Annotated in this window: 17 protein-coding genes; 12 read left to right on the top strand and 5 right to left on the bottom strand. The window is 70.0% G+C overall.

Going from position 1 to position 17,203, the window contains the following annotated elements:
• Positions 1 to 165 precede the first annotated feature (165 nt).
• Entirely contained in the window at positions 166 to 384 is a 219-nt protein-coding gene (locus BLT23_RS40220; RefSeq protein ID WP_143036067.1) for a hypothetical protein, read from the top strand.
• 422 nt (positions 385 to 806) lie between these two features.
• On the opposite strand, the gene BLT23_RS27590 is transcribed toward BLT23_RS40220, so the two are convergent.
• The 3 genes from BLT23_RS27590 to BLT23_RS27580 all read right to left on the bottom strand — a co-directional run bounded on the left by BLT23_RS27590 (position 807) and on the right by BLT23_RS27580 (position 3,859).
• Positions 807 to 1,634: a GAF domain-containing protein gene (locus tag BLT23_RS27590; RefSeq protein WP_218133912.1), complete on the bottom strand. Its 828-nt coding sequence runs from the start codon at positions 1,632 to 1,634 to the stop codon at positions 807 to 809.
• 501 nt (positions 1,635 to 2,135) lie between these two features.
• Positions 2,136 to 2,705 carry a hypothetical protein gene (locus tag BLT23_RS27585; RefSeq protein WP_090054007.1) on the bottom strand — a complete coding sequence of 190 codons (570 nt, stop codon included), beginning with the start codon at positions 2,703 to 2,705 and terminating at the stop codon, positions 2,136 to 2,138.
• Positions 2,706 to 2,719: 14 nt separating this feature from the next.
• Positions 2,720 to 3,859, bottom strand: a complete 1,140-nt coding sequence (locus BLT23_RS27580; protein ID WP_245744271.1) for a zinc-dependent alcohol dehydrogenase — start codon at positions 3,857 to 3,859, stop codon at positions 2,720 to 2,722.
• A 577-nt stretch (positions 3,860 to 4,436) separates the two neighbouring features.
• Here BLT23_RS27580 and BLT23_RS27575 point away from each other — a divergent pair.
• The 3 genes from BLT23_RS27575 (at position 4,437) to BLT23_RS27565 (ending at position 6,168) form a co-directional block, all read left to right on the top strand.
• Entirely contained in the window at positions 4,437 to 4,841 is a 405-nt protein-coding gene (locus BLT23_RS27575; protein WP_245744243.1) for a phage integrase N-terminal SAM-like domain-containing protein, read from the top strand.
• Positions 4,842 to 5,242: 401 nt separating this feature from the next.
• Positions 5,243 to 5,617 (top strand): hypothetical protein, encoded by a 375-nt coding sequence (locus tag BLT23_RS27570; RefSeq protein ID WP_143036066.1) that lies wholly within the window; start codon positions 5,243 to 5,245, stop codon positions 5,615 to 5,617.
• A 125-nt stretch (positions 5,618 to 5,742) separates the two neighbouring features.
• Positions 5,743 to 6,168 carry a hypothetical protein gene (locus BLT23_RS27565; protein WP_143036065.1) on the top strand — a complete coding sequence of 142 codons (426 nt, stop codon included), beginning with the start codon at positions 5,743 to 5,745 and terminating at the stop codon, positions 6,166 to 6,168.
• Positions 6,169 to 6,523: 355 nt separating this feature from the next.
• Here BLT23_RS27565 and BLT23_RS27560 read toward each other — a convergent pair whose 3' ends face one another.
• Entirely contained in the window at positions 6,524 to 6,931 is a 408-nt protein-coding gene (locus BLT23_RS27560; RefSeq protein ID WP_090054000.1) for a nuclear transport factor 2 family protein, read from the bottom strand.
• Between the two features lie 210 nt (positions 6,932 to 7,141).
• Between BLT23_RS27560 and BLT23_RS27555 the strand changes: the two genes are divergently transcribed.
• Positions 7,142 to 10,117, top strand: coding sequence for an AfsR/SARP family transcriptional regulator (locus BLT23_RS27555; RefSeq protein WP_245744241.1), 2,976 nt, complete (start codon positions 7,142 to 7,144; stop codon positions 10,115 to 10,117).
• A gap of 18 nt (positions 10,118 to 10,135) precedes the next feature.
• Here BLT23_RS27555 and BLT23_RS27550 read toward each other — a convergent pair whose 3' ends face one another.
• Positions 10,136 to 10,354 (bottom strand): hypothetical protein, encoded by a 219-nt coding sequence (locus BLT23_RS27550; protein WP_090053998.1) that lies wholly within the window; start codon positions 10,352 to 10,354, stop codon positions 10,136 to 10,138.
• A 354-nt stretch (positions 10,355 to 10,708) separates the two neighbouring features.
• Between BLT23_RS27550 and BLT23_RS27545 the strand changes: the two genes are divergently transcribed.
• From BLT23_RS27545 to BLT23_RS27515, 7 genes are read left to right on the top strand one after another with little or no spacing between them, the layout of a single operon-like run.
• The gene (locus BLT23_RS27545) at positions 10,709 to 11,959 is read left to right on the top strand and encodes an MFS transporter (RefSeq protein ID WP_176946947.1); all 1,251 of its coding nucleotides are present in this window, start codon (positions 10,709 to 10,711) and stop codon (positions 11,957 to 11,959) included.
• Positions 11,959 to 13,032 carry a branched-chain amino acid aminotransferase gene (locus BLT23_RS27540; RefSeq protein ID WP_090053993.1) on the top strand — a complete coding sequence of 358 codons (1,074 nt, stop codon included), beginning with the start codon at positions 11,959 to 11,961 and terminating at the stop codon, positions 13,030 to 13,032. The genes BLT23_RS27545 and BLT23_RS27540 overlap by 1 nt, the downstream gene beginning before the upstream one ends.
• Positions 13,033 to 13,067: 35 nt before the next feature.
• The gene (locus tag BLT23_RS27535; protein ID WP_090053991.1) at positions 13,068 to 14,084 is read left to right on the top strand and encodes an asparagine synthetase A; all 1,017 of its coding nucleotides are present in this window, start codon (positions 13,068 to 13,070) and stop codon (positions 14,082 to 14,084) included.
• Positions 14,081 to 15,340 carry a glutamate synthase-related protein gene (locus BLT23_RS27530; RefSeq protein WP_090053989.1) on the top strand — a complete coding sequence of 420 codons (1,260 nt, stop codon included), beginning with the start codon at positions 14,081 to 14,083 and terminating at the stop codon, positions 15,338 to 15,340. The genes BLT23_RS27535 and BLT23_RS27530 overlap by 4 nt, the downstream gene beginning before the upstream one ends.
• 6 nt (positions 15,341 to 15,346) lie before the next feature.
• Entirely contained in the window at positions 15,347 to 15,775 is a 429-nt protein-coding gene (locus tag BLT23_RS27525) for a cobalamin B12-binding domain-containing protein (RefSeq protein ID WP_090053986.1), read from the top strand.
• Positions 15,772 to 16,968: a methylaspartate mutase gene (locus BLT23_RS27520; RefSeq protein ID WP_090053985.1), complete on the top strand. Its 1,197-nt coding sequence runs from the start codon at positions 15,772 to 15,774 to the stop codon at positions 16,966 to 16,968. The genes BLT23_RS27525 and BLT23_RS27520 overlap by 4 nt, the downstream gene beginning before the upstream one ends.
• A 21-nt stretch (positions 16,969 to 16,989) precedes the next feature.
• On the top strand, positions 16,990 to 17,199 hold the full coding sequence (locus BLT23_RS27515; RefSeq protein WP_090053983.1) for an MbtH family protein: 210 nt from the start codon (positions 16,990 to 16,992) through the stop codon (positions 17,197 to 17,199).
• The last annotated feature ends 4 nt before the right edge of the window (positions 17,200 to 17,203 follow it).

Below are 17,203 nucleotides of genomic sequence, written 5' to 3'. Positions count from 1 at the left end.
GGCAACCGCGGCGAGGTCGTCGGCGTTCTAGCGGAAGAGATCGGTTCTTTGGGAAAGTACTCTCGCAGTAGGCCGTTGGTGTTTTCGTTCGTGCCACGTTGCCGGGTGAGGGCACGTACCGGTGTCCACACCACCACCTGCCCATTGGACTCTTCAAATCAGATCATGTGGGAACGCACCGGCACCGGTATCCGCCCCGGCGACTTCAACACGGAACTGGTCTCATCACCCTGTCGACCGACACCGAACTTCCTCGTCCTCAACCGTGCCGGGACACCCGACAAGCATTTCCTCGGCATCTCGGACGGGAAATTCGTTTCCCCAGGCTGCTTGCCGATGCTGAGCATCGAACTGCACCTCACCAACCAATGTCTCCCAATCTGAAGCCTGGGTGGATGAAACACAATGGACACATATTAATTTCGAAACCACGACTTGCTTGTGTTGTCGCCACAATACGCGGATCGGGGCCACGTCGGAGGGGTTTCGGTCCGCAGAAATCCGGCCTGGCGCCAGTCGATGACCTTGAATTCACTTCGGAAGCTCATAAACGTGATCTCAGCTGGGTGGTGGTTGTGGACTCGAACGGACCGCGCGGGGTGTTGCTCGGCCGATCGTTGCGCCACTGATCCCAGGTGATTGGGCACATGTTTCAGTCGCAGGCCGGGTGCCGCTCGAGTCGGGCGATTTGGCGACGCCGAGGGGACGCACTGTGGCAGTCCCATCGGCTTACACGAGATCACCTGCCCGTCCGGGCTCAGTGCACGCTGACCGGTGAAAGTGCGAGTGCCGACATCCTCAAGGCCCTATTGGGGCGTGTCCGCCGGATTGTCGGTGCTGCGCTGGGCGGACCGCAGGTAGCGCGCCAGCCCGTTGAGGTTCTGGTCGGCGATGAACGTGGACCGCTCGGTGATGATGACGTTCTCCGCGTGGTGGATGCACGCCCACGCCGAGTCGCCCCACGGGTCGGCGACCTTGACCTCCACGGGCTTGTCGCACGGGCCCGACAAGCCGAGTTCGCACACCAGAGGATGCTCGCCGTCGAGGTGGCCGGCCGCGAGGTGCCGCAGTTGGCCCGCCAGCTTCGCCGACGCGGTGGAGCGCTGGCCGGGAATCTGGTCCAGGCCGCGTTCCGCGCGCACCGCTTGGATGGCGGCCAGGCGCAGCTCCAGCTGGTCGGCGACGATCCCGGCCAGCGCGGTGAGCGTTGCCATTTGGGAGTCGGTGATGTCGCGGGGTTCGCGGTCGATCACGTTGACCGTGCCCAGTCGGTGCCCGTCGCCGGTGATGATCGGGGCGGCGGCGTAGAAGCGCAGGCCCAGCTCGCCGCGCACCAGCGGGTGGTCGAGGGTGCGGGGGTCGATCGCGGCGTCGTTCACCACGTACGCCTCGTCCTGCAACACGGCCGAGGCGCACAGGCCAGGGTCGGTACCGATCTGGCTGACGCCCGACAGACCGTGGCAGGCCGCGAACCACACCCGGTCGACGTCCACGATCGTCACGGTTGCGATCGGCGTGCCGAAGACCCCTGCGGCCACGCGGGCGACGTTGTCGAAACTGCCGTCGGCGGGCGCGTCCAGGATGTGGTAGCGGCGGACCGCCGACAGGCGCTCTGGATCGGTATGGGTGAGCACGGGAGCAGGATAACCGACGATCACCGCAGGTCCGCAGCGCCAACGATCTGTTGGGATACGTCGTCGAGGCGGTCCTGCCACGCTCCGCACGCGATCGGACTTCTCCGCGGTGACACGGACGAGCCACTCCCGCTCCATGGGAGAACGAGGGCATCCTGTCCGCGTTCGGCTTGGCTGGGGGCCTTCCGCGTGCGCGAGGAGAACGCCGCAAAGTATGCGTCGGGTGAGCTGGTGGAGGGATCCTTGCGTGCGGCGGGGAGAACCTCGGCAACACGAGCGCGATGCGCTCCCAGTTGGGACCATCCCCGCATGCGCGGGGAGAACACACGGACGCCTGCCGCGTGCGCTCGCACACGAGACCGCCCGGCGCCCTCCGCCGCGGTGATCGCTACCCCAGGGTCCCCGATGGAAGCCGTTCAAGAAACCTGGGGCCGCGCCGGTGACAGGCGCCATCGCGGCCCCGAACCACTTCGCTCGGGCCGACACCGAGGACGTGCTCGTCTACGAGCGGCGGAGCAGTTTCCGCACCGCGGTGACCGCGACCGCGACGGCCAGCACCCACGGGCCGGCCACGATGACCGGGTCCAGGACCTGGTGCTTGACGTCGGACCGCTTCTGGCCGACGCGGGAGGAGATGCCGTGTCGGGAGAACTCGCTCAGCACTCCCGTCTCGGTGACCGGGTTGTCCGGCCGGGCCGTCAGGAAGGAGCTCAGGTGGCTCTCCCACGCGTCCACCCGGTCGGCTGCCAGCAGCAGCAGCCAGTGCGCGGCCCGTCCCTCGCTGAACTTCCGGTAGGCGAGTCGGCGGATCATTCCGGACGCCCCTTTGGGCGGGCAGGAGGTGCCGAAGACGGGGGTGAGGAACTTGTGCTCGATCGAGCGTTCCCGTGGCCACTTCTCCGGTTGGCGGTCCGGGAAGTCCCAGTGCGCGCCGGTCCGGTCCTCCTGCCACTGCAGCTTCGGCACCGACGGGCGGTCCTTCGGATCCAGGTCCGCGCCCCAGCCCGGTATCCGGGCCCGCAGCTGGTCGGCGGACTCGGGCAGCGCCGGCTTGTCCGACGTGTAGGTCATGGCGGTCGTCTCCTTCAGACGGCGTTGGGCACGATCAGCGGCTTGATGCAGCCGTCCAGCTTGGCCGAGAACATGTGGTAGCCCTCGGCGATGTGCTCCAGCGGGATGCGGTGGGTGACGATGTCGCTGGGCTTGAGGTAGCCGTTGCGGATGTGCTCGAACAGTCGCGGCCACTGCCGCTTGACGTGGCACTGGTTCATCCGCAGCGTCAAGCCCTTGTTCATGGCGTCGCCGAACTTCACCGCGCTGAACATGGGGCCGTAGGCGCCCATCACCGAGATCGTGCCGCCCTTGCGGACCGAGTCGATGGCCCAGTTGAGCGCTACCGGGGAGCCGCCCTGGAGCTTCAGCTTGGCCGCGGTGACGTGCTGGGTGAAGTTGCCGTCCGCCTCCGCGCCCACGGCGTCGATCGCGACGTCCGCGCCGAGATGGTCGGTGATCTTCTTCATGTGCACCACGATGTCGTCGCACTCGGTGAAGTTCACGGTCTCGGCGTGGGCGAACGTGCGGGCCTTGGCCAGGCGGTACTCGAGGTGGTCGACGACGACGACGCGGCCGGCGCCCATCAGCCAGGCCGACTTCGCCGCGAACAGGCCGACCGGCCCGGCGCCGAAGACCACCACCACGTCACCCTCGACGATGTCGCCGAGCTGCGCTCCGAAGTAACCGGTGGCCAGCGCGTCGGTGAGCAGGACGGCGTCCTCGTCGTCCATCCACTCCGGGATGACGGTTGGCCCCACGTCGGCGAACGGCACCCGGACGTACTCGGCCTGGCCGCCGTCGTAGCCGCCGCAGGTGTGGGAGTAGCCGTAGATCCCGCCGACGGCCGTGGCGTTGGGATTGACGTTGTGGCAGTTGGCGTACAGGCCACGTGCGCAGAACCAGCACGTTCCGCAGAAGATGTTGAACGGCATCATCACGCGGTCGCCGGGAACGAGGTTGCGCACCGCGGGCCCGACCTCCTCGACCACGCCGATGAACTCGTGCCCGAACGTCATGCCCACGCGGGTGTCAGGCATCATGCCGTGGTAGAGGTGCAGGTCGGAGCCGCAGATCGCAGCCATCGTGACCCGCACGATCGCGTCGTTCGGGTGTTCGACGACCGGCGGGGCCTTCTCCTCCACACGGACCTTGTAGGGACCTCGGTAGACCATCGCACGCACGGCGTCTCCTTCGACCGTCACTTCGGTGGGCACCGACCGATGCAACGGCGGGCCACTCGCCAAACCGGCAGGTACCCGCTGTCTCGGTGCATAACCCGCTGCGCGCAGGCCAATGTCGACCGCGGTCGGTGATGGAGACCTTCCGGAGTGGTCCGCTCCGACATGCGTCGGCCCGACCTGCTGACGCGGCGTGTCGAGTGCTGCGGCCGTGTTGCGCGGGGACGATTTTGGTCACTTGGTTCACGCGTAGGCGTTCGATGCATGCAGCAATTGACACGTATCTGCCGTGGAGGAAATTGGGAGAAGTCAAGGCGTGGCAACAGGATCGAGCTGCGCTCAAGTGCGTCCAACTGCGCCGTCGTGAACTGCCGGTTCGAAATATTTGCAGGGCAATTTTTGTTTCGGCCTACCCTGGAGTCAAGGGGTCGCAGCTTCGAATCCTGTCGTCCCGACGGCCAAGAGGGTTCTCGCAGTTCGGATACTGCGAAGGCCCTCTTTCTGTGATCTTTCCGAGTTCTGCCAGGTCGAGCACGCCGCTCATCGACCCCTTTACTCGGAGGGCTTTCAAATGCCCCTTCTCGACCTCGACAAGATCACTTTCGGTCTCTCGAAGACGTGGGCCGGATATCTCCGCGACTGGGACCGCACTCTGCGCTCGGCCAGCCATCCGGAGACCACTCGCTACAACTATCTACTCGCCGCCGCCCAGTTCGCTCGGTACCTCGCCGAGTACTCGCCCGACCCGGACGCCGACGACGCCGCTGACGACCCGTGCGGGGTGACGCGAGCGCACATCGAGTTCTTCCAGGTGTGGATGATCGAGACCGGATCGGGTGCCACGGCGCTGAACAAGCACAAGGGGCTGCAGGCGATCGGTGTGACGAGGTCGTCCATGGACGATGTTCCGGAAGTCGTCCATGAGGTCCTGCGGGGTGAAGCGGAGCGGCGGATCGTTCCGCTGCTGGGCAGATAGAGGTGGAACTGTAGTACTTCAGAGCGAAGCTGCGTGAGCGTTCCGATAAGAATTTTGTTGGCAAAACTCCAAGGCATTCTTTCTTGCTCCAGGCGCAGGCCCTGCTCAACCTCCTCGCACATCGCGTTGTCCTACTCGTCGGTATTGGTCTCTAGGGAACGCAACAACCTGCTTCCCGTCGAGGCCACTTGTCTGTCCAAATCGGACTTCAGTGCGGAAAGGTGGCTCGCCGGGCTGTGGCGAACTCGATCACGAGGACGTCGGACCCTGCAGTCCTAGTTGGCCTGTTTTCGCTCGGGGCAAAAGCATTGCGGGGTCTCACACCGGAGATGAGACTTCGTCCGTGCGGTAGGGGCCGGTGACGAAGTGTCTTCGGACCGCACACATTGGGGAGGAATGCCATGGTAGCCAGACGGACGCAGCCGCGTCCTGTGCTCCGCCTCGCCGTCGCGACGACCGCGTTGTTCAGCGCGTTCGCGTTGGTGCCGGTGCAGTCCGCGCAAGCCATCGGGAACAACCGGGACGTCTCCCGCAGTTGCGGGGTGAACCACGTGGCCAGCGGCCGGTACAGCAACACGAGTGCTTGGGCGCAGACCACGCGTGTGAGCGGCAACTGCTCCGGCACGCTGGGCGCAGGTCTGCGTGCCAGCGACGGCTACACCTGGCCGAGGGTGAACGGCAACAGGGACAGCGCGTACACCCAGCGCACCGACTCCGCCGGCTTCGGCTCCGGCATGCACTGGGGTTGCCTCGACTGCAACGTGACCTACAGCTGACGATGCGCAACACAGTCGCGTGCGTGCTCGTATCAGCGCTCGCGGCAGGCTGCTCCACACCCGCTGTGGAGCAGCCAGCCGAACCCGCCTATCCGGCCGCACAGTCCTGGGCCCTCGACGACGGCGTGGTCACCGAGACCGAGTACCGCACAGCCATAGACGGCTTCGTGTCCTGCATGCGGAAGTTCGACTACGACGTGACCGACCCGGTGCTCAGCCCGATCGACGGCCTCACGCTCCTGTACGACCTGCATCCCACGGGGGACCCCGACACCTGGAACAAGAACCTCGACGGGTGCGACTCGTCTTTCGTCTCGCAGATCGAACCGGTCTACGTGGAGGCCAGAACGCAGGTGATGGAACCGTCCCTCCGGGACGCCACCGCACAATGCCTCGCGGAACGCGGAGCCGACCTCGGCGGGGAGGAGCGGAACGTCAAGAACTTCGTCGATACCACAGGGAACAGCGACAACATCGTGATGCGGTGCGTCTCGGACGCCATGAAGCGGCTCTTCCCCGACTATCCGGGCTTCCTCAAAATCCGTTGGTGAACGTAGTCATCGCCTCGCCTCTCGCGCGTACAGCCTGACCAACCCGGCAGTCCTAAGTGGGCAAGGCACTGCCGGGTCAGGGCCGATCGAGCGGGCATAGTCGGTGGGTGTGCGGCCGAAGTCCTTCTCGGACTCTCTGGTGAAGTGGCTGCTGTCGGTGAACTGTCAGTGGGCGGCCAGTTCTGATCGCCGGGCCGACTGTTCCGGGCACGGGATCCTACGGATCGCGCCGGACGCCACGCACACCCCTGGCCAGGCCGCCGTCCTCGGCGGGGTGTGGCCCTGCTGAGGTTCGCGTCCGTGAGACCGGTAGCGGTCTCGTCGTCCGCCCACGCGAACGGAAGGCCGGACGCGATCACGGGCCCGCGATGTCCGCGCCGGAATCCGGTGGCGGCAGGTAGTAGAACCGCCGCCGGCTCAGCAGCAGCGAGTCGTCGGAGAGGGTGAAGAAGTCGGCGAAGTCGAACCTGCCCGGTTCGTGGCGGGGTGCGGTGTAGCGGCCCACCGCCACCACGCAGTGGCCGTCGCCGATCACCTTGAACAGTTCGTGCGTGCCCCTGGTCGTGACCGCCAGGCGCAGCGCGTCGTCCCTGCCGCGGCCCGGTGGCCCGCCCGGGGTGCGGACCTGCATGTCCTCGTGCAGCAGGGATGCGTAGGCGTCCAGGTCGCCCTCGTCCAGGTACGCGTAGGACAGGCGGACGTGGTCCACGCCGGCGGCCACTGCCGCCGCGCTGGGGGGCGTGCGCCGGCCGTCTCCGGTCATGGCGAACTCCTTCTGAGTGCTCAGAATGCGATACCCAGGCTTTCAGCTGCCGATAACCTCTGCCTATCCCGGCGCTTTCCCGGCGCTGTCCCGGCCGGTGGTGCTTCCAAACGCCGGAATGATCGAGCATCCGCCGGATGTACAAGTACATGCAGCCGTGCATAGTGAAGATGTCGGTCGCTGGGGGATGCTTGTGGGAGGGCGACGGATGTGAGTGCCGTGCTGCGCAGGCCCGGTGATTCGGTGTTCCGGATTCTCGGGCCCATCGAGATCGAGGGGCCGTCGGGGCCGGTGTGGGTGACCCCGGGTCGTCAGCAGGTGGTGCTCGCCCTGCTGCTGATGGAGGCCAACCAGGTCGTCAGCACGGACCAGATCGTCGACACGCTGTGGGACCAGCTTCCGCCGGAAACCGCGCGCACCCAGGTGCAGATCTGCGTGTCCCGGCTGCGCAAGAAACTGGCCGACGCGGGCGTGGACCTGCCGATCGTCACGCGAATGCCGGGCTACCAGCTGTTGCTGGGCGAGAACACGCTCGACATGCACGTCTTCTCCGGCAAGCTCGCCGAGGCCAGGGTGCTCGTCAGGGAGGGCCGCGCGGCCGACGCGGTGACGATGCTGCGGTCCGCCGTCGCGTTGTGGCGCGGTCCCTGCCTGAGCGGGCTGTCGAACCCCGCGTTGCGCAGCCGGGCGGCACGGCTGGACGAGGACCTGCTGACCGCCACCGAGGACTACCTCGAGCTGGAGCTCGAGCTCGGCCGCCACCACCAGATCATCGGCGAGGTCACCCGTCTCGTCCACGAACACTCGATGCGCGAACGGCTGCGCGCGGTGCTGATGCTCGCGCTGCACCGCGCGGGCAGGCAGGCGGAGGCGCTGGAGGCGTACCGGACGGGACGGCACCTGCTGGTCGAGGAGCTCGGTCTCGAACCGGGGGAACGGTTGCGGCTGCTGGAGTCGGCGATCCTCTCCGGCGACGCCGCGCTGGCCCAGCCCGAACCGAGCCGGTCGGCCGCCACGCCCGCGCCGGCCTTCGAACGCCCGCGCCAGCTGCCCGCCGACACCGCCGACTTCATCGGCAACGAGACCCTCATCCGCACCGCCGAGGCGGTGCTGGCAGGCGGCGACCGGACGGCCGTGGGCGTCGTGGTGATGATCGGCAGACCGGGCAGCGGCAAGACCACCGTCGCCGCCCACATCGGCCACCGCGTGGCCGACCGGTTCCCCGACGGCCAGCTCTACTGCGACCTGCGCGGCACGCGCGAGGAACCGGCCGCCGCGGCCGACGTGCTGGGGCGGTTCCTGCTCGCGCTGGGCATCCCCGGCCCGGTCATCCCGGTGGGCCTGGACGAACGTGTCGAGATGTACCGGACGCTCATGGCCGAACGGCACACGCTCGTGGTGCTCGACGACGCGTCCACCGAGAGCCAGGTGCTCCCGCTGCTGCCGGGCAGCAACACGTGCGCCGTGCTGGTGACGAGCCGGTCGCGGCTCACGGGCGTGCCGGGCGCGCGCCAGGTCGAGGTCGAGGTGTTCGACCAGAGCCAGTCACTGGACCTGCTGGGCCGGATCATCGGCGCGGAACGGGTGTCGCGCGAGCTCGAGGCGGCCGTCGCGCTCGTGCGCACGGTCGGCGGGCTGCCGCTGGCGCTGCGCATCATCGCGGCCAGGCTCGCCGCGCGGCCGCACTGGTCGCTCGCCTCGATGGTGCACCGCCTCGCGAGCGAACGGCACCGGCTCGACGAGCTCGCGCACGGCGAGATGACCATCCGCGCGAGCCTGTCGCTGACCCACAACGGAATGGACCAGCGCTCGCGCACCCTCTTCGGCCTGCTCGGTCTCGCCGAGGGCCCCGACCTGCCGGGCTGGGTCGCGGGCGCGGTGCTCGACGACGACTCCCGTTATCCGTCGGATCTGCTGGAACCGTTGGTGGACGTGCAGATGCTCGACGTGACCACGGTCGAGCGCAGCGGCGAGTTCCGCTACCGCTACCAGGACATGGTCCGGCTCTTCGCGCTGGAGAAGCTGAACGCCGAGGTGCCGCCGGACATGCGGCGGCGTGCCGTGGAACGCGTCCTCGGCGGGTGGCTGGCGCTCGCGGAGCAGGCCCACCGCTCGGTGTACGGCGGTGACTACGCCGTGCTGCACGGCACCGCGCTGCGCTGGCTGCCGCCGTCGACGTACGTCGAGCAGGTGACGGCCGACCCGCTGGAGTGGTTCGACGGCGAGCAGGCCAACCTGTGCGAGGCCATCAGCCAGGCCGCCGAGGCCGGGTTCGACGAGGCGTGCTGGGACCTGGCCGTCACGGCCGTGACGCTGTTCGAGTCGCACGGCTACCTGGACGACTGGGAGAAGACGCACGAGAAGGCGTTGCAGGCCACCAAAGCCGCCGGGAACGTCCGCGGCACGGCGGCGCTGCTGAGCTCACTGGGCACGTTGCACATCAACCGGGGCCAGACCGGCCGCGCGCGCGAGGCGCTGACGGCGGCGCTGGCGACGTTCGAGGAGCTGGACGACCCGCGCGGCCTCGCGCTCTGCCGCCGCGACCTCGGCCTGCTCGCGCGCTGGGCGGGCGACGACGACGGGGCGCTCGCCCTCTACGCAGCCGCGATGCACGACCTCGACCGGGCCAAGGACATCGTCGGCAGGGGCATCGTGCTGACCCACCGGACCGAGGTGCTGTGCCGGCGCGGCCTCGTCGACGAGGCCACGGCGCAGCTGCACGAAGCGATCATGATCTTCGAGGGGGTCGGCTACCGCAACGGCATGCCGCACGCGTTGCGCCGGATCGGTCAGGTCCAGGTGCGGGCGGGACGGCACGACGACGCGCTGACCACGTTCACGCGGGTGCTGGGCATGGTGCGGGAGAGCCGCGACGTGATCGGGGAGGGGCACCTGCTGCGCAACCTCGGCGAGGTGAGCGCCCTGCTGGGCCACGACGGCGATGCGCGGGCGTACTTCGAGCAGGCGCTGGCGGCACGGGAACGGATCATGGACCACGTCGGCGCTGCGGCGATCCGGGTGGACCTGGCGCCGGTGCTCGCCCGTCTCGGCGAGTCGAGCCGGGCGTCGGAGCTCGTGTCGCACGCGGCGCGGATCTTCGGCGACCGCGGGATGGAGCGGGAGCGGGTGGCGGCGGAGGAGACGCTGACCTGTCTCGGGGCGGGGCATCAGCGCACGCTGCTGTGACCCCACGCGGGCTCGCCCTCAGTTCCAGGGGTTGCTGGAGGCGGGAACACCGTTCCACGGGTTGCTGTCGTCCTGGCCGCCGTTCCACGGGTTGCTGTCGTCCTGCACCGAGTTCCACGGGTTGCTGTCCGCGGCGATGTACGCCGGAGCGGCCTGTGCGACCGCCGCGCCCAGCCCCAGCACGAGGGCGGTGCCGGCGGCGAAGGTGGCGATCCGGGTGAAGGCGGCGTGCGTCATGACGATCTCCTTGCGTTTCGGGGCGGGGATTTCAGCGGCTGTTTCCGGCTGATGTGAAAAACGTTATTGACCGCGGTAATCCCGTCCCTATCTCGCTGACAATCCCGCCGCTATCTCGGGTGCCGGTTCCACTCCCGCCGCGATAGCGGACGAGATAACCGCAGCTCATGGCGGTCGGATCGGGATGGCCGAGCGTGTTTCCGGTGCGTTGTCCCGAGTGGATTGCTCCGGGATGCCGCCGAGATAGCGGCCTGTCCGAGATTGGTGTCGTCCCGCCAGCGACAGCCGGAAACGCCTCGGAGGAATGATGTCCGCCACCAGTTGTCGACCGCCCGTGCCCGCCGGGACCCTCCGGTGACCGCGGTTCCCCCGGTGGACACCGCGCCGGCCGAGGCCCCGAAGACGCTGTGGCGCGACCGCCGCGCGCTGGGCTGGGCGTTCGCCACCGGTGTCTCGTCGGTCGGCGACGAGATCTGGTACGTCGCCCTCGCGTTCACCGCCGCGCAGCTCGGCAACGCCGGGCTGGCCGGACTGGTCCTCGCCTGCGCCACCATCCCGCGGGCCCTGCTGACGATCGTCGGTGGCGCGCTCACCGACCGCTTCGACGCGCGCCGCATGATGATCGGCGCCGACGTGGCCAGGATCGTCGTGCTGGCCGGAGCGTTGACCGCGCTCGCCGCGACCGGCGTCTCCGCGGGCCTGCTGATGGTCGTGGGGCTGCTGTTCGGGGTGGCGGACGCGTTCTACGGGCCGGCGGCGGGGGCGTTCCCCCGGCAGCTGGTGCGCAGGACCGAGCTGGTGCGGCTGTCGGCGTTGCGGCAGCTGCTCGACCGGCTCGCGGGGGTGCTCGGCGCGCCGCTGGGCGGCCTCGTGCTGGTGGCGTGGGGACTGGGCGGCGCGATGCTGCTCGACCTCGTGTCGTTCGCGGTGGTGCTCGTGGTGCTGGTCGCGGTCCGGCCGAGGTGGGCGCTGGCGCGCTCGACCGGCGGCACGGTGCGCGCCGACATCGGCGACGGGCTGGCGTACCTGCGGCGCACGCCGAAGGTGCGGGACCTCGTGATCACGTTGTCGGGTCTCAACGTCTTCGTCAGTCCGGTGGTCGCGGTCGGGCTCGCCCTGCACGCCGTGCAGCGGGGCTGGGGCGGGGTGGGGCTCGGCTGGCTGACCGCCGCGATGGGCGGTGGTGCCGCGGTGGGCACCCTCATCGCGTTGAAGTGGCGCCCGGGACGGCCGCTGCGCGCCGCCGTGCTGCTGCTGTTCGTCCAGGCCGCGTCGCTCGCTCTCGTCGGGAACGCGGGCTACGCGGCGACGCTCGGCGGGATGGTCGCGGTCGGCGTCGTCGCGGGCCTGGCGTCGCCGATGCTCTCCGGCGCTTTCCAGGCCGTGGTCGACGAGGAGTACATCGGCCGGGTCGGCTCCGTGCTCACACTCACCGACGACGCGCTGACACCGGCGACGATGGTCGGTTTCGGCTTCCTGGCCCAGGTTCTCGGCCTCGGCATCGCCGCCCTGCTCTTCGCCGGCGGCTTCCTGGCCCTGCTGCTCTACGCCTTTTCCCGCCCACACGTGCGGGACCTGCGGATCCCGGACGAAAGGAACTCCTGATGACCACGCAGCTGAGCTCGCCCGTCACCGGCAACCCCGGCCACGGCGACGCTTTCACCGACCACATGGTCAGCCTCTCCTGGAACGCCGTCGACGGCTGGCACGACCGCCGCGTCGGCCCGCTGGAGCCGTTGCCGCTGCACCCCGCGACGATCGGCCTGCACTACGCCCAGGTCATCTTCGAGGGCCTCAAGGCCCACCGCGGTCCCGACGGCTCGGTGTCGGTGTTCCGTCCCGACCGCAACGCCCTGCGGTTCCAGAGCTCCGCCCGCAGGCTCGCGATGCCGGAGCTGCCGGTCGAGGACTTCCTGTCCGCGGTCGACGACCTGGTGCTGATCGACGGCGCCGGGCTGCCGGACGACCCGTCGATCAGCCTCTACCTGCGGCCGTTGATGTTCGCGACGGACCCGAACCTGATGTTGCGCCCGTCCGACGAGTACCGGTTCCTGCTGATGGCGTTCGTGGCGGGCGGCTTCTTCGGCGACCAGGAGCTGACGCCGGTGTCGGTGCTGGTCAGCCGTGAGCACAGCCGCGCGGTGCTCGGCGGCACCGGCGACGTCAAGTGCGCCGCGAACTACGGGCCGTCGTTCGTCGCGCAGAACCTCGCCCGCCAGGCCGGGTGCCAGCAGGTCGTGTGGCTCGACGCCGCCGAGCACCGCTGGGTCGAGGAGATGGGCGGCATGAACCTGTTCTTCGTGCGCCGCACGGCTTCCGGCACCGAGGTCGTCACGCCGGGACTGACCGGGACGCTGCTGCCCGGCGTCACCCGCGAGTCGCTGCTCGTGCTGGCGGACCGCCTCGGTCACACGGTCCGCGAGGAGCGGATCTCCGTCGACCAGTGGCGTGAGGAGTGCGCGGCGGGGCTCATCACCGAGGTCTTCGCCTGCGGCACGGCGGCCGTGGTCACACCCGTCGGCACCGTGAAGGACCGCGACGGCGACTGGGTGGTCGGCGACGGCACCGCCGGACCGGTCACCCGCGAGCTGCGCCAGGCGCTGGTCGACACCCAGCGCGGCGTCCTGCCCGACCCCGGTGGCTGGCGACGCGTGGTCGTCCCCGCGTCCGGCAGCTGACCGTCCGACCGAAGACCGAGGGTGGGAAAGAGAACATGGAACACGCAACGAGCGTCGTGACCGAGCAGGCCGCCCGCAGGACGCCGCCCCCGCTGTCCGAGCACCTGGGCTCGGACACCACCAGGGCCGCGATGCGCATCCAGCAGGAGGTGCTCGGCGCCGCGCGGGACTTCCTGCGCGGCGAGGGTTTCGTCGAGCTGCTGCCGCCCGTGATCGGCCCGGTGACCGACCCCGGCGCACGGGGGTCCAAGCAGCTCGACGTCGACTACTACGGCCACAGGTACAAGGTCATGACGAGCGGCATCCTCTACAAGCAGGCGTCGCTGCTGGCGTTCGACAAGATCTTCTACATCGCGCCGAACGTGCGCGCCGAACCGGTCGAGACCTGCAACACCCGCCGCCACCTCGCGGAGTTCCACCAGATCGACGTGGAGATCGCGCACGGCACCCGCGCCGACGCGATGGGAGTGGCGGAACGGCTGCTGACCCACGTCGTGCGGCACGCGCTGGCGGCGGTGCCCGAGCAGTTCGAGCTCCTCGCCAGGGACCCGCTGGCGTTCGCCTGGCTGCTGTCCGGCCCGTTCGACGTGCTGACCCACCGCGAGGCGGTCGAGGCGCTGCACGGCCTCGGCTACGCGCAGAGCCCGGACGCGGAGATCGAGTGGACGGGCGAGGAACTGCTGTCCTCCAAGAAGGACCGCCCGTTCTTCGTCACCGACTACCCGAAAGGCTCGCGCGGGTTCTACGACCGGGAGAGCACCACCGAACCGGGCCGGCTGCGCAACTTCGACCTGCTCGCGCCCGAGGGCTACGGCGAGCTGGTGAGCGGCAGCGAGCGCGAGTCCGACTACGCCACGATCGTGACGCGGATGCGCGAGACGGGGGAGAACCCCGCGAAGTACCGCTGGTACCTCGACGTCATGCGCCAGGGCGTGCCGCGCAGCGCCGGGTTCGGCATGGGCCTGGAGCGGCTCACCCGCTTCCTCACCGGCCTGGACGCGGTGTGGCAGGTCAACGCCTACCCGAAGGTGCCCGGCGAGGTGGCGCCGTGAGAGCGGGCGGCTTCCCCGAGGAGCAGGTGCGCGCGAGGGCGCTGGGCGGTGCCGCGGAGGCGTTCCCGCCCGTGGAGACCTACGGCCACGAGGTGTTCGGCCAGGACGTCTCCGGCCCGCACCCACCGCGAGACGAGCTCGACGCGGCCAGGCTGGTGCCGCCGGTGTTCATGCCGCTGCGGCTGGAGAAGCTCATCGACCTCGGCCGCGAGCCGTTGCAGTCCGATGTGGACCTGAGGACCGCGGTCGGCGGGTTCTCCTCGGCGCTGCCGGTGTTCCTGTCCGCGTTCGGGTCCACCCGGATCGGCAGCTCCGAGGTGTCGGTCGCGGCGAGCAGGCAGGCGGGCGCGCTGGGCATCCCGATGGTGATCGGCGAGAACGTCGTGCCCGTCACCGGGTACCGGCGCGACCCGTCCGCCACCACCGGCATGCTGGCTCGCCTCCGCGCCTACCTCGACGCGGCGGACCCGTCGCTGGGTGGCGTCGTGGTGCAGCAGAGCACCGAGGACGCCGACGCCGAGGTGTGGAACCTCGTCTACAGCGACCCGGCCGCGGAACCGCTGCTGGCGGGCGGAAGGCTCGGGTTCGAGCTCAAGGTGGGCCAGGGCGCGAAACCCGGGCTGGGCGGCCTGACCGTGCTGGACCGCGCGACGGCGGCACGGGTGTCCGAGCAGTTCGCCCTCGACGACCTGTGGTCGCGGGGGCCGGGAGTGCTGCGCTCCGGCAGTCCCGGCACGTTCACCGACGAGATCCTGCGCCAGCAGATCCGGTTCATGCGCAACAACTTCCCGCGGGCGCGGATCTGGGTGAAGCTGCACCCCGGCCGCGACGTGGCGCGGGCGGCGGCCTGCGCCTGGGAGGCGGGCGCGGACGCGGTGACCGTGGACGGCGCCGAGGGCGGCACCGGGTGGGCGCCACGCGCGTTCCTCGACCACGTCGGCCTGCCGCTCGCGGAGTGCCTGCGGCGCATCGGTTCTCCGGCGGGCTGCCTGCTCGCCACGGGACGCGTCTGGGAGGGCGTGCGCGCGGTCAAGGCACTCGCGCTCGGCGCCACCGCCGTCGGGCTCGGGCGCGCCGCGCTCACCGCCGTGGACGCCGATCCCGAGCACGGCCTGCGCCGGCTCGTCGAGTGCCTCGCCTTCGAGGTCCAGCTGCTCACGAGCGCACTGGGCAAGTACACGCCCGCCGCGCTGAGCGGCGAGGACGTCTGGTTCCCCGGCGCCGCCGACGCGGCTCCCGTCTTCGAGAAAGCCTGACCCGCCATGAACAACCTCGTCCTGCTGTCCGGCACCGCGTCGGACTCGCACACCTGGAACCTCGTCTACCTGCAGCTGCTGCTGGAGGAGACCGGGTACCGGGTGGTCAACCTCGGGGCGTGCGTGCCGCCCGCGCTGCTCGCCGACGAGTGCGAGGCCGAACAGCCCGCCCTCGTCGTCCTCAGCACGGTCAACGGCCACGGCTACCAGGACGGGCCGCGCGCACTCGTGGAGCTGCGGAGCCGGCCGGGCCTCGCCGCCGTGCCGGTCGTGATCGGCGGCAAGCTCGGCATCGGTGGCCCCGAGCCCGACCGGGCCGACGCCCTGCGGGCAGCGGGGTTCGCCGAGGTCTTCGACGACGACACGGCCATCACGCGGTTCCGCGAGTTCATCGCCTCCCACGCTTTGTGCCGCACAGCGGGAACAGCGTCATGACCGGGTTCGCGGCCTTCGTCGGGCGGGCCGCCGCGGAAGGCAGGCTGGTGGTGCAGCCCCGGATGGGGATGGCGTCACCGGGGCAGATGCGGGCCGGGCTGCTCGCGGTGCTCGGCGCCCGCGCCACCGCGGCGGGCACCCTCACCGTCGACAGCTACACCAGGGTCGGCGACCACCGGGCGGCGCTGACCGCGTTGCGCGACGGCGCCCGGCTCAACGGCTACCCGATCGTCTCGCACCACCCGGACACCACGCGGGCCGTGCTGGACGGGCTCGCGGGGCTGCCCGTGCAGGTGCGGCACGGCTCGGCGGACCCGCGCGCCATCTTCGGCGCGCTGGCCGCGGCGGGGCTGGACGCGACCGAGGGCGGCCCGGTGTCGTACTGCCTGCCGTACAGCCGCAAGCCGCTGCGGGACTCGGTCGGGCACTGGACCGAAGCCTGCGAGGGGTTCTCCGGCCACCTGGAGACGTTCGGCGGCTGCATGATGGGCCAGCTGTGCCCGCCGAGCCTGCTGGTGGCGCTCAGCGTGCTGGAGGCGGTGTTCTTCCGCCACTGCGGTGTGCGGAGCGTCTCGCTGAGCTACGCCCAGCAGACCAGCCCCGGCCAGGACGCCGAGGCGATCCGCGCCCTGCGCGCGCTCGCCGGCCGGTTCCTGTCCGATGTGGACTGGCACGTCGTGGTCTACGCCTACATGGGCGTGTACCCGCGGACACCGTCCGGTGCGCGGTTGCTGAACGACAACGCTGCGCGGCTTGCCGTCCGCGCGGGTGCCGAGCGGCTGATCGTCAAGACCGTGGCCGAGGCGCACCGCATCCCGACCGTCGCCGAGAACGTGGACGCACTGGAGAGCGCCGCCGCGGCGGCGGAGGCGGCCGGGTTCGAGGAGTCCACAGAGGACACCGGGGTGCTCGCCGAGGCCACGGCCCTCGTCGAGGCGGTGCTCGACCTGCCGGGCGACCCTGGCGCGGCCTTGCTCGCCGCGTTCCGGCGGGGCCTGCTCGACGTGCCGTACTGCCTGCACCCCGACAACGCGGGCCACGCCCGCTGCCACATCGACGACACCGGCCGCCTGCGCTGGTCGTCCGTCGGCGCCATGCCGATCCCGCGGTCCGTCGTGGACCGCGACAGCCCTTCCGGTTCGGCGAGCCTGCTCGCCGCCCTGCACCGCGTCGCGCACCTGCACGACGCCTGAACCCATCAGAGGAGAAGAGCCATGTCCACCAACCCGTTCGAGGACGCCGACGGCGTGTACCTGGTGCTGGTCAACGAGGAGAACCAGCACTCCCTGTGGCCGCAGCGCATCCCCGTGCCCGAGGGCTGGACGCAGACCTTCGGCCCGGACGGCCGCGACGCCTGCCTCGCGTACGTGGAGGAGCACTGGACGGACCTGCGTCCGGCCAGCCTCATCGCCTCGCTGTCCTGACCTC

Source organism: Lentzea fradiae (assembly GCF_900100955.1).
In the GTDB taxonomy this organism is placed as follows: Bacteria; Actinomycetota; Actinomycetes; order Mycobacteriales; family Pseudonocardiaceae; genus Lentzea; species Lentzea fradiae.
This window is presented reverse-complemented; position numbering and strand designations above follow the sequence as displayed.